The following is a 12,679-nucleotide window of genomic DNA, read 5'->3' as shown; positions in this document are numbered from 1 at the left end:
TCACCAGTTGTGGTACTGATGTACCGTGTCGGTCATGGTATGGATATTGTTGATGGTCGGCATCAGCTGGTTCATCACACGGTTCCAGCGCGTTATCGGCGCGGTGGTGACATAGACCACGTCATACGGCTGGAGGCGGAAGCCGGTCGCCATCACCAGTGAGGTGGCATCAGACATATCCAGCTGGTAAACGTTGGCAATCTTGCCGTTCGCATTGTTTCCTGTAATCGGACGGATCACGAAGATACCGCTGGCATCGGAGGTGCTCATATCCAGCCCTTCCGCGTTGCCCAGCGCTTCGGTCAGGGTCATACCGCTCAGGTCCATCTTGAGGGTGCTCTGTTTCTTCACTTCACCCATCACGAACACTTTCAGGTCGTCATTGCGCGGCACAAACAGGATGTCGCCCGGATAGAGCAGACGGTTCTGGCTCAGATCGCCGTTCTGCATCAGCGCCTGCAGGGAGATACGCTCCTCTTTGCCTTTATGGGTCAGCACCACATTGCGCCAGTCGGCGCCATCAGTAAGCCCGCCCGCGGAGTTGATGGCGTCAAGCACCGTCAGCGGCACGTTGGTGATCGGCTGTTGGCCGGATTTATTCACCTGGCCGGAGACATAGACTTTCTGCGAACGGAATGCGGCGATATTAACGTCCACCTGCGGGTCAGCGATGTACTGCGCTAAACGGCCGGTAATATCACTACGGATTTGTGCGAGCGTTTTGCCCGCCACGCGAAGTTTGCCGACATAGGGATAGAACATGGTGCCATCCGCCTGGACCCAGTTGCCGGTATCGCTGGAGCTACGATACTGCCCCGCCGGGGTGGTCAGCTCCGGGTGATCCCAGACGGTGACGTTAATCACGTCCCCGGGCCCGACGCGGTACTGGTAGTTGGCGATCTCCTGGTCGAGATCGACATTCGGCCGTGCGACAATCGGGCGAGGGCGTAATTGTTCAACCAGCTGCGGGGTCATGGGATAAACGTTAACCATGCGGTTGATGTCAAAATCAGCATCCTGCTGTTTAATCACATCCTTACCGGAAGTTGAGATATTGCTGCCGGGGAAGATCGTACAACCACTCATCAAGGTCACAGAGACCAATAATGGCATCAATTTCATTTTGGATTTCATCATTGATTATTTATCACTATGGCAGAGTAATTATCCTGTGCATTTAAATAAGTGCGAAGGCGTATTACTTTTAGCATGCAGTCAATAAAAGAGAAATATAACTGGCATCAGTCCTAAAAGAAGCTTATTCGCTCTCAGGCTATTGACAGAATAATCGAGGCTGATTAACACGCTTTCAGGCACGCTACCGCCCTTGGCTTTCAGTTACCAATCTACTGTTTAAACAGCTAGTTAGGGGCAAGCACCCTCTTTGACAGGGTTTAATGAAAAAATATAACGGGCAGGATTAATCCGAACACGATATACATTTATCAGGTCATTAAACCGACACAGAAATAGCACCAAAAACGACCGCTACTTGATGCTGAAAGAATTGTTGCAGCTATCCGAAAAGCAGGCAAGGAATCATCAACGAAGGCGTGGCTTTTAAGAATAATATTAACGGTCGCATTTCCGTGTTTTTAGGAATAGCTTTATATTGACATTATTAAATAACGCCAGAGAACCTGCGATATTTCTTATTTTAATTTATTCGGAATTATTCCGATATTAACGTACAGAGTGCAGGGTTTATTACCGGCCAGATAAGGAAAATCTATGCAGATAAATGCCAGGTCGGCATTGCATTTTTCTGGCGCAGTATCCATGATCGAAATGTGACAATTGTCATATAACGAAAGGTATTACTCTCACTATGGAATGGATAGCAGATCCATCAATATGGGCCGGTCTGGTCACCCTGGTGGTGCTGGAACTTGTGCTCGGTATCGATAACCTGGTCTTTATCGCCATTCTCGCCGAAAAACTGCCCCCTGCTCAGCGCGACCGCGCCCGCATCACCGGTCTGTTAATGGCGATGGTTATGCGCCTGCTGCTGTTGGCCTCTATCTCCTGGCTGGTGACCCTCACCCGCCCGCTGTTTACCGTCCACGGCTTTGGCTTCAGCGCCCGCGATCTGATCATGCTGTTTGGTGGTTTTTTCCTGATCTTCAAAGCCACTGTCGAACTCAACGAAAGGCTTGAAGGTAAGGACAGCGAGAACCCCACCCAGCGCCGCGGGGCGAAGTTCTGGGCGGTGGTGGCACAAATCGTGGTGCTGGACGCCGTCTTCTCGCTGGATTCCGTCATCACCGCCGTGGGGATGGTCGATCATCTGCCCGTTATGATGGCCGCCGTCATTATTGCCATTGCACTGATGGTGATGGCCAGCAAGGCGCTGACGCGCTTTGTTAACGACCACCCGACCATTGTCATTCTCTGCCTGAGCTTCCTGCTGATGATCGGCTTCAGCCTCGTGGCGGACGGTTTTGGTTTCCATATACCGAAGGGGTATCTCTACGCCGCAATCGGCTTCTCGGTGATTATCGAGGCGCTGAACCAGCTGGCGATCTTCAACCGCCGTCGCTTTCTCTCTGCCAATCAGACGCTGCGCCAGCGCACCGCCGAGACGGTGATACGCCTGCTGAGCGGTAAAAAAGAGGATGCCGAGCTGGATGCCCAGTCCGCCTCCCTGCTTGCCGACCATGACAACAGCCCGATCTTCGCCCCTCAGGAGCGGCGGATGATTGAACGGGTGCTCCACCTGAACCAGCGCTCGGTCAGCAGCATCATGACCTCGCGCCATGATATCGAGCACATCGACCTCAATGCCCCGGAGGCGACGATCCGTGCGCTGCTGGATAAAAACCAGCACACCCGCATTGTGGTCACCGGTAGCGACCGGGAAGAGGAGTTGCTGGGTGTGGTTCACGTGATTGACTTGCTCAATCAGCAACTGCGTGGCGAGCCGTTAAACCTGCGGGTGCTGATCCGCCAGCCGCTGGTCTTCCCGGAAGTGCTGCCGCTGCTGCAGGCCCTGGAGCAGTTCCGTAACGCGCGCACCCACTTTGCTTTTGTGGTGGATGAGTTTGGTTCCGTGGAGGGGATTGTCACCCTCAGCGACGTGATGGAGACCATCGCGGGTAACCTGCCGAACGAAGTGGAAGAGATTGACGCCCGGCATGATATCCAGAAAAATGCCGACGGCAGCTGGACCGCTAACGGCCATATGCCGCTGGAAGACCTGGTGCAGTATGTGCCGCTGCCGCTGGATGATAAGCGCGAATATCACACCATCGCCGGGCTGCTGATGGAGAACCTGCAGCGAATCCCCCAGCCGGGCGAAGAGGTGCAGGTGGGTGATTACGCGCTGAAAACGCTGGAGGTGGAGAACCACCGGGTGCAGAAGGTGCAGCTGATCCCGCTGATCACGGAGGATGATGTGGATTACGAGGTGTGATGCGGTTCCCCTCACCCTCTCGGGTGAGGGGAAATAGCGCTACTGAAGCTTATCCAGCAACTTCTTCACATCTTTCCCGTTCTTCGACTCTTTATTCTTCTCCGCCCAGTCGCTCAGACGACGTTTCGCTTCATCCTGGAGATGCTTACGCAGCAGCTGGTCCACCTGCAGGCTGTAGTTCAGCGCCTGCCATTTGCCGTATACGTTCAGCGGGATCGGCGTCGTTTTCAGGAAATCGACCAGCTTGCCTTCGCCAAGCCAGCCCTCCAGCACGCGAACTTTGAAGCGGGTGTCGGCGGTCTCCTTAACCAGATCCAACGTGCCATTGCCTTCGAGCATCAGCATTGGTGATTCGCCCTGCATCCCCTCAAGCGTCACCTGCCCCTTATTGAGGGTCAGATCGGTGACAAAGCTGTCCAGACGGGTCGCATTGTCAAAGTTGTCTTTGACCTTCACGTTACTGCTGCGCTCCACCGCCTGCTGCACCAGCTGCTGGAAGTTAAGCCCTTCCATGCGGGTATTGTGCATTTCCAGATGCGCCTTACCCTGCCAGTTGTGGCGGAAGGCTTCCGCGTCAATCTTGCTGCCGGAGAAATCCCCGGCCAGGTTCAGGCTGCCGGTCAGCGCAATCGGATAATTAAAGGCCTTCAGGATGGTGCCGATCTCAATGTTATCGAGACGCGGCTGGAAGGTGGTCTGGGCGGTGGCTTTACGCACATCGAGCGTACCAGGCAAGGAGAGCTGCCCTTCCCCCAATTTACCGCTCAGTTCCGCAATGGTCAGAAGCCCGTTCTTGTTGCTCATCTGGCTGCTGACCTGGGTGAAGTCCATCCCGCGCCAGCGAATGTTGTTGGCTTTGAGCTGGATATCGGCACTGAAGCCGCGCAGGCCATTGTAATCGGGATCGTCCAGACTGGAGGCGATGACCGGACGCTGGGCTCTGGCCTGATTTTGCCCCTGCTGTACCGCCTGGTTATTTGCCGCTGCGGTCGCCTGCGCCGGGAGCAGATTTTCCAGATTGAGCCTGTCGAACTGCAGGTTCATGTTCCACTGCGGGTCGGTACCCAGGATCACGCTGGCCTGCCCGGTGAGGGCACTGTCATTGGCCTGCAAATTGAGTTGATTGAGCGCGAGCTGTTTCTGCTCCTCGCGCCACTGAACCTGTAACGTGCCCTGCCCGCTGATGCCCTGCGCCGGCAGATCGACGCCGGTCAGTTGCCAGGTGAGCTGCTGAATGTCAGCGCTCAGCAGATGCGGATAGTCAGAAGCGTTGACGTTAGCGCTAAACGCGAGGTTCAGATCGCGCTGATTGCGGTTCACACGGGCGCTAAAATCGATTTTGCCTTTGTGATGTTCATCCTGCTCCATCTGCAGGTTGAGATTGCGAACCGTGACCTGCTCATCACCCTCGTGCTGGAATACCAGTACACTGTCGGCCACCTTCAGACGGCCAATGTCAAATGACCAGCCTGCATCTTCCGCTTTATCGGGAAGGGTATTTTCCCGCGGTGCCACCGGGGCATCGGCATTACGAACCGCTTCGGTCTGCGGGGTCAGCTGGATCACCGCCCCTTTAAGCATCACCTGGTTGACCTGTAGCTGATGCGACAGCAGCGGCATTAACGCCACGTCAAGGCGCATATTGTCGGCAGTCACCAGCGGCTCGGTGGCCCCTGGCGCGGTGAGCGACATGCGCCCGGACAGGATGCTAAGCTGCGGCCAGACGTGCCAGCGCAGCGGGCCATCCAGCTTCAGGACATAGCCGCTGCGCGCCTCCACCTGACGCACCATGTAGGCGCGAAAGTCATTGGGATTGACCAGCAGAACCAACGCTGACAGGCCTGCAATCAGCACCACCAGCAAAATCATCAGCGTTGTCAGAACTCTTCTCATGGCTTCCTCAATGGACCGGATTTAAGCTCAATCTTTATCAATACGGCTGGCGACAGCACCCTGCTGATCGCGATATTTAGCATCCTGGCGGCGGTTGTACGGACGTGCCGCCGGGCCGGTTAACGGCTCGAAACTCAACGCGCCAATCATCATGCCCGGACGCAGCGCCAGGGGCAGTTTACCGGCGTTGAAAAACTCCAGCACAATACGCCCTGACCAGCCCGGATCGATACGGTGCGCGGTCACGTGTACCATCAGCCCCAGACGCGCCAGCGACGAACGCCCGTCGAGCCAGCCGACCAGATCCGCAGGCAGGGTGATAGATTCAAAGGTGACAGCCAGCGCCAGTTCACCCGGATGTAAATAGAACGCGTCGCCGTCGTCCAGCACGATTTCGTCGCTCATCACCCGATCGAGTGCGGCGCTGACTTCATCTTTCGGCCCGCTGAGGTCGATAAAGGGCGCGGTATGGCCGCTAAAGGTACGAAACTTATTCCCCAGACGGACATCGACAGTCACGCCGTTAATGCGCTCGACCGGCGGGCGCGGGGTAATGCTCAGACGTCCTTCGTCCAGCCAGGCTTCAATATCTCGATCACAAAGACGCATCACTTTCTCCTTTCGTGCAGCGCGCCCTCAGGCCACCAGAGCCGGAGGGCGAGCCCGGTTATCTTTGAACGGTACACAATTCGCGCGTGTTATTCAAAAAACTGGCTGATTTTCGCTTTCAGAATATCAATAGCGATGCGGTTTTTACCTCCGCGCGGCACGATGATATCGGCGTACTGTTTGGACGGTTCAATAAACTGCAGGAACATTGGGCGAACCGTTTTCTGGTATTGCGCCATCACCGAATCCATGGAGCGGCCGCGTTCGTTCACGTCGCGTTTGATACGGCGCATCAGGCAGATATCGAGCGGGGTGTCGACAAAAATCGAGAAGTTCATGGATTCGCGCAGACGGGCGTCGGTGAGCAGCAGGATCCCTTCGAGGATAATGACCTTTTTCGGCGCAATGCGCACCGTTTCCTGCAGACGGGTATGTTCAACATAGCTATAGACGGGCAGCTCGATGGCGGTGCCATTCTTCAGAGCCTGAAGATGCTGGAATAACAAGCTGTGATCCATCGCGCTGGGATGGTCATAGTTGGTCTTGACACGCTCTTCCATCGACAGATGGCTTTGATCTTTGTAATAGCTGTCTTCTGGAATAACGCCGATGTGCTCATCACCGACCTGTTCACGTAATTCACGGTAAAGCGTACTGGCAATGAGACTTTTACCTGAAGCCGATGCGCCGGCGATGCCTATAATGACGCACTGATGAGACTTATCAGTCATAAATTTTGCGACCTGAGTAACCTGGATGTAAGGAAGGACGACGCCTGAGCGTCAAACGCGGCAATTATAGGGATTTCATCGGCCTGATACCAGCCGAATAGAAATGTTATGCGAGACGCGTTCAAAGACAGTGCAGATTATTCCTGATACAAATTTTTTCGGCTACTTTTCCAGCGCCAAAGATGAATTTTTTGCAGGATAAGTATTTAATAATGCTGTGATGTCAATTTATGAGCGCATACCATATAAATTGTAAATTGTTTGTACTAGCATGAAGAAAATTAAAAAATGAACTCGTCCGGAGCAGACTCCTGGCGGCATGGCGTCTTCGGATAAAGCGGTAATGAATAAAAAATACCAGCGCGTTTTGGTCACTACGCCACATCCTCTACTACGGCTTGTCAGTCTTGGACTGGTTACCTTTATATTCACACTTTTCTCGCTCGAATTAACGCGTTTCGGCACTTTTTTAGCGCCTTTATGGTTCCCCACCTCTATTATGATGGTGGCGTTCTACCGCCATGCCGGAAAGATGTGGCCCGGCATCGCCCTCGCCTGTAGCGTCGGTAATATCTTCGCCACCTGGCTTATCTTCTCCTGGGATGCCATCAACCTGTGGTACACGGGCATCAACATTGTAGAGGCATTTGTCGGCGCGTTATTGCTGCGCAAACTGCTCCCCGGCTACAACCCTTTGCAGAATCTCGGGGACTGGATCCGTCTGGCGATCGGCAGCGCGCTGATCCCGCCCCTGCTGGGTGGCGTGCTGGTCTGGCTGCTGGTCCCGAGCGACGAGCCGCTGCGCAGCTTTATGGTCTGGGTGCTGTCAGAATCTGTCGGCGCGCTGGCGCTGGTGCCATTAGGGCTGCTGTTTAAGCCGCACTATCTGCTGCGCCATCGCAACCCCCGCCTGCTGTTTGAAACCCTGCTGACTATGGTGGTGACGCTGCTGCTCAGCTGGATCGCCTTGCATTTTTTGCCCTGGCCCTTTACGGCCATCATTGTCCTGCTGATGTGGAGCGCCGTGCGTCTGCCGCGTCTTGAAGCCTTCCTGGTCTTCCTGGTGACGGTAATGATGGTGTCGTTGATGATTGCCAAAAATCCGGTCCCGCTGACCACGCAAAATGTTGGTGCGATGACTAACGCTCCGTGGCTGCCCTTCCTGATGATGCTGCTCCCCGCCAACGTAATGACCATGGTGATGTATGCGTTTCGCGCCGAGCGTAAGCACATTACCGAAAGCGAAGAGCGTTTTCGCAACGCGATGGAGTATTCCGTTATCGGTATGGCGCTGGTCAGCACCGACGGACAGTGGTTGCAGGCGAACAAAGCGCTGTGCCAGTTCCTCGGTTACTCCCAGGCCGAGCTACGTTCCCTTAGCTTCCAGCAACTCACCTGGCCGGAAGATTTAGAGAGCGATCTGGAGCAACTGGACCAACTGCTGCAAGGCAAAATCAACAGCTACTCGCTGGAAAAGCGCTACTACACCCGCAGCGGCGAGGTGGTCTGGGCGCTGCTGGCGGTCTCCCTGGTGCGTCACGCCGATGGTACCCCGCTCTACTTTATTGCCCAGGTTGAAGATATTAACGACCTCAAGCATACCGAATGGGTGAATAAGCGCCTGATGGAGCGTATTACGCTTGCCAACGAGGCAGGCGGGATTGGCATCTGGGAGTGGGATGTCAAACCCAACGTCATCAGCTGGGATAAGCGCATGTTCGAGCTGTATGAAGTGCCTCCCCACGTTAAGCCCACCTGGCAGCTCTGGCATGAGTGCATGCTGCCGGAAGATCGCGCCATGGCGGAACAGGTGGTACGGGATTCGCTGGCGGCCCGCGTTCCATTCAAGCTGGAGTTCCGTATCCGGGTGAAAGACGGTATCCGGCACATTCGCGCTCTGGCGAACCGGGTGCTGAATAAACAGGGCGAAGTGGAACGCCTGCTTGGTATCAATATGGATATGACCGAAGTCAAAGAGCTGAACGAGGCGCTGTTCCAGGAAAAAGAGCGCCTGCATATTACTCTCGACTCCATCGGCGAAGCGGTGCTCTGTACCGACGTGAATATGAACGTCACCTTTATGAACCCGGTGGCGGAGAAGATGAGCGGCTGGCTGCAGGAAGAGGCGCTGTCCCAGCCGATCCTCTCGGTCCTGCATATCACCTTCGGCGATAACGGCCCGCTGATGGAGAACATCCACAGCGGAGATATGTCCCGCAGCGACATCGAACAGGATGTGGTACTGCACAGCCGCAACGGCGGCAGCTACGATATTCACTACAGCATTACCCCGCTAAGCACCCTCGACGGGCAGAATATCGGCTCGGTGCTGGTTATCCAGGACGTTACCGAATCGCGCAAAATGCTGCGCGAGCTGAGCTATAACGCCTCTCATGATGCCCTCACCCACCTGGCGAACCGCGTCAGTTTTGAGGCTTCCCTTAAGCGGATGTTGCACACCGTGCAGGAGACGCGCCAGCGTCATGCGCTGGTGTTTATCGATCTGGACCGTTTCAAAGCGGTCAACGACACCGCAGGCCACGCGGCGGGGGATGCGCTGCTGCGGGAGCTCTCCTCCCTGATGCTGAGCATGCTGCGTTCCACCGATATGCTGGCCCGTCTGGGCGGGGATGAGTTTGGCCTGCTGCTGCCGGACTGCAATACGGAAAGCGCGCGTTATATTGCCGGTCGCATCATCGACGCCATCAACGGGTATCACTTTATGTGGGAGGGCCGCCTGCACCGCATCGGCGCCAGCGCCGGGATCACCCAGATCGACGAGAGCAATAACCAGGCCTCAGAGGTGATGTCGCAGGCTGATATCGCCTGCTACTCGTCGAAGAACAGTGGCCGTGGCGTGGTGACGGTGTATGAACCGCAGCAGGAGCGGATGCTGAACGCGCCGGGCGCTATCTCGCTGGACGAGCAGTGGCACATGATCAAAGACAATCATCTGCTGATGATCGCCCGCAGCGTCGCCTCGCCGCGCATCCCTGAAAGCAGTACCTTCTGGATGCTTGCCCTGCGCCTGTGGACCAACGACGGCGAGATGCTCGAAGAGCAGGCTTTCCGGGCGGGGCTGGCGGAGCCGGAGTTAATCCACGCCCTGGACAGACGTATTTTGCAGGAGTTTTTCCGCAACTTCGCCACCCCATTGACCAACAAAGGCACCGGGGTCGCCCTGCCGCTCTCCATGGCCGGTCTTGCCAGCGCCACGCTGGTGGATGAACTGCTGGAGATGCTGCGCGCCTGTCCGCTGCAGCCGCGCCTGCTGCATCTGATCGTTAACGTCAGCGTCCTGACGCAGGAGGATGACAATACCCACTACAATCTGCAGAAGCTGCGTGAAGCCGGATGCCGTATCATCCTGAGCCATGTAGGCCGCGATATGGAGGTGTTCAACCACCTGAGCGCGCAGATGGCCGATTATCTGCTCCTCGACCCCGAGCTGGTGGCGAACGTTCACGGAAATCTGATGGATGAGATGCTGGTGACCATTATCCAGGGCCACGCCCAGCGGCTGGGCATCAAAACAATCGCTGGGCCGAGCAACCAACCGATTATGATGGATACCCTCTCCGGCATTGGCATCGACTATATCTACGGCAATACCATTGACGAGCCGCAGCCGCTGGAGCTGCTACTGAATACCAGCTACTTCGGCATCAACTGACGGCGTCCAGCCGTCGGTGTACCAGATGTGCAGCAGGGCGTACGAGCGCCACGGCTGCCAGCGTTCCGCATAGCGGCGGATTTGCGCCGGGGTCATCCCGGCAAAGCGCTGCTTAATCAGATAATCATCCGCCAGAAAGACATCTTTTGCCTGCCAGCCGCGCAGGGCGAAGTAGTTCGCCGTCCAGCGGCCAATTCCGGGCCGGGTCTGTAGCGCTTTAATCGCGCTCTCAATATCGGCCGGGGCCTCTGTCGGGAAATCCCCCGCCATGACTGACCGGGCCAGATGAATCAACGACTCTGCGCGTTTCAGCGGCATGCCCAGCGCTTTCAGCGCCAGCGGATCGGTTTGTGCTACCGCGGCAGGCGTCGGGAAACAGCGATAGCCCGGCGCCTCCGGCAGGGGTTCACCACAGAGCGCCACCAGCTTTGCGGTGAGCTTCGCGGCCATCGCCACGCTGACCAGTTGGCCGAGGATGGCGCGCACGCCCTGCTCCCAGGTATCCATCGAGCCCGGCAGGCGCAGGCCAGGCCGCGCGGCGCCGAGCGAGCCCAGCGCCTGGGCGATCTGCTGCGGATCGCAGTGCAGATCGAACAGGCGGGTGATGCGTGCCAGGCAGAGATCGGCCACCGGCAACAGCCCGTCGCTGAGTACCACCTCCAGCGTGCCCCCGGACTGCGGGGTGACGTGGATCAGCCCCTGATGTCCCTGGCAGGCAAAGCTGCGGGTATAGTCGGTGGGGGTCACGATTTCAATCCCGGCGACCGCACGATCGCCAAGAAATTTCAACATCCATTGCCAGTCATAGGGCGGCTGCCAGGTGAGGGTAAACATCGTCGCTCCTTTTTTTGTTCTGTCACAGCATAAACGGAGATCGCCACCTGCGCCTTGCTTTCATATTCCAGTTGTCGCCAGCCTGACATTTCGCTACAGTCTCGCCCCTTCTCAATGGCATGGGGACGCTGACGTGTTTATCGGATTTGACTATGGAACCGCCAACTGTTCAGTTGCGGTGATGCAAAACGGGCAGCCGCAGCTGCTGAAAATGGAAAACAACAGCACGCTGCTGCCGTCGATGCTCTGCGCGCCGACCCGCGAGGCGGTGAGCGAGTGGCTGTACCGCCATCATCAGGTGCCGGCTACCGGCACGGAAACCCAGGCGCTGCTGCGTCGTGCGGTGAGCTTTAACCGCGAAGAAGATATCGACGTCACCCCGGCCAGTGTACAGTTTGGCCTCTCTTCCCTGGGTCACTACATTGAGGATCCGGAAGAGGTCTACTTCGTGAAGTCACCAAAATCCTTCCTCGGTGCCAGCGGCCTGAAGCCGCAGCAGGTAGCGCTGTTTGAAGATCTGGTCTGCGCCATGATGCTGCATATTCGCCAGCAGGCCCAGACTCAGCTGACGGATACGATCACCCAGGCGGTGATTGGTCGGCCGATTAACTTCCAGGGGCTGGGGGGCGATGAAGCGAACCAGCAGGCGCAGGGGATTCTGGAACGCGCTGCGCAGCGTGCCGGGTTCCGCGACGTGGTGTTCCAGTATGAGCCGGTTGCCGCCGGTCTCGATTTTGAAGCGACCCTGAACAGTGAAAAACGGGTACTAGTCGTGGATATCGGCGGCGGGACCACCGACTGCTCTCTGCTGCTGATGGGCCCGCAGTGGCACCAGCGCCAGGATCGCGAGAGCAGCCTGCTGGGGCACAGCGGCTGTCGTATCGGCGGTAACGACCTCGACATCGCCCTGGCCTTTAAGAGCCTGATGCCGCTGCTCGGCATGGGCGGCCAGACCGAAAAAGGCACCGCCCTGCCGATTCTGCCGTGGTGGAACGCGGTAGCGATTAACGATGTGCCAGCGCAAAGCGATTTCTACAGCGTCGCCAATGGCCGTTTCCTTAACGATCTGATCCGTGACGCGCAGGATGGCGACAAAGTGGCGCTGCTGCATAAAGTGTGGCGTCAGCGTCTGAGCTACCGGGTGGTACGTAGCGCGGAAGAGAGCAAAATTGCCCTCTCCGAGGCCGCAGAACACGCCGTAACGCTGCCGTTCATCAGCGATGAGCTGGCGACAGCCATCAGCCAGCAGGGGCTGGAGGCGGCGCTGGCGCAGCCGTTACAGCGCATCCTCGAGCAGGTGCAGCTGGCGCTGGATAACGGCAATGAAAAGCCGGACGTGATCTATCTCACCGGGGGTAGTGCCCGTTCGCCGCTGATCAAAAAAGCGCTGGCGCAGCAATTGCCGGGCATCCCGATTGCCGGGGGCGATGATTTCGGCTCCGTCACCGCCGGGCTGGCGCGCTGGGCGCAGGTGGTCTTCAGCTAGGGTGGGAATGCCGGGTGTCGTTTGTGTAGGCCGGGTAAGGC

At 57.0% G+C, this 12,679-nt stretch carries 8 protein-coding genes; 3 read left to right on the top strand and 5 right to left on the bottom strand.

Features of this window, described 5'->3' with window-relative positions:
• Positions 1-1,137 carry a polysaccharide export protein gene (locus DVA44_RS07820; RefSeq protein ID WP_103825076.1) on the bottom strand — a complete coding sequence of 379 codons (1,137 nt, stop codon included), beginning with the start codon at positions 1,135-1,137 and terminating at the stop codon, positions 1-3.
• Positions 1,138-1,828: 691 nt separating this feature from the next.
• Here DVA44_RS07820 and DVA44_RS07815 point away from each other — a divergent pair.
• On the top strand, positions 1,829-3,412 hold the full coding sequence (locus tag DVA44_RS07815; RefSeq protein ID WP_103180228.1) for a TerC family protein: 1,584 nt from the start codon (positions 1,829-1,831) through the stop codon (positions 3,410-3,412).
• A gap of 39 nt (positions 3,413-3,451) precedes the next feature.
• On the opposite strand, the gene asmA is transcribed toward DVA44_RS07815, so the two are convergent.
• The 3 genes from asmA to udk all read right to left on the bottom strand — a co-directional run bounded on the left by asmA (position 3,452) and on the right by udk (position 6,645).
• Positions 3,452-5,305, bottom strand: a complete 1,854-nt coding sequence (gene asmA / locus DVA44_RS07810) for an outer membrane assembly protein AsmA (protein ID WP_114386130.1) — start codon at positions 5,303-5,305, stop codon at positions 3,452-3,454.
• 27 nt (positions 5,306-5,332) lie between these two features.
• Entirely contained in the window at positions 5,333-5,914 is a 582-nt protein-coding gene (dcd, locus tag DVA44_RS07805; protein ID WP_103825073.1) for a dCTP deaminase, read from the bottom strand.
• 89 nt (positions 5,915-6,003) lie between these two features.
• Positions 6,004-6,645, bottom strand: coding sequence for a uridine kinase (udk, locus tag DVA44_RS07800; protein ID WP_032612454.1), 642 nt, complete (start codon positions 6,643-6,645; stop codon positions 6,004-6,006).
• Positions 6,646-6,988: 343 nt separating this feature from the next.
• Here udk and DVA44_RS07795 point away from each other — a divergent pair, with 343 nt between their 5' ends.
• Entirely contained in the window at positions 6,989-10,318 is a 3,330-nt protein-coding gene (locus DVA44_RS07795; protein ID WP_114388383.1) for a diguanylate cyclase, read from the top strand.
• Here the strand turns inward: DVA44_RS07795 and alkA are convergent.
• Entirely contained in the window at positions 10,286-11,152 is an 867-nt protein-coding gene (gene alkA / locus DVA44_RS07790; RefSeq protein ID WP_114386129.1) for a DNA-3-methyladenine glycosylase 2, read from the bottom strand. The genes DVA44_RS07795 and alkA overlap by 33 nt on opposite strands.
• 133 nt (positions 11,153-11,285) lie before the next feature.
• Here alkA and yegD point away from each other — a divergent pair, with 133 nt between their 5' ends.
• Entirely contained in the window at positions 11,286-12,638 is a 1,353-nt protein-coding gene (yegD, locus tag DVA44_RS07780; protein WP_114314498.1) for a molecular chaperone, read from the top strand.
• Positions 12,639-12,679: the final 41 nt, after the last annotated feature.

Origin of the sequence: Leclercia sp. W17 (assembly GCF_003336325.1) — a bacterium.
In the GTDB taxonomy this organism is placed as follows: Bacteria; Pseudomonadota; Gammaproteobacteria; order Enterobacterales; family Enterobacteriaceae; genus Enterobacter.
Note: the sequence above shows the minus strand (reverse complement) of the source record. Positions and strands in the feature narration are given on the sequence as shown.

Excerpts from the sequence above, each read along its gene's own strand:
- DVA44_RS07820 (WP_103825076.1), bottom strand. The coding sequence starts at position 1,137 with ATGATGAAATCCAAAATGAAATTGATGCCATTATTGGTCTCTGTGACC.
- DVA44_RS07815 (WP_103180228.1), top strand. The coding sequence starts at position 1,829 with ATGGAATGGATAGCAGATCCATCAATATGGGCCGGTCTGGTCACCCTG.
- asmA (WP_114386130.1), bottom strand. The coding sequence starts at position 5,305 with ATGAGAAGAGTTCTGACAACGCTGATGATTTTGCTGGTGGTGCTGATT.
- dcd (WP_103825073.1), bottom strand. The coding sequence starts at position 5,914 with ATGCGTCTTTGTGATCGAGATATTGAAGCCTGGCTGGACGAAGGACGT.
- udk (WP_032612454.1), bottom strand. The coding sequence starts at position 6,645 with ATGACTGATAAGTCTCATCAGTGCGTCATTATAGGCATCGCCGGCGCA.
- DVA44_RS07795 (WP_114388383.1), top strand. The coding sequence starts at position 6,989 with ATGAATAAAAAATACCAGCGCGTTTTGGTCACTACGCCACATCCTCTA.
- alkA (WP_114386129.1), bottom strand. The coding sequence starts at position 11,152 with ATGTTTACCCTCACCTGGCAGCCGCCCTATGACTGGCAATGGATGTTG.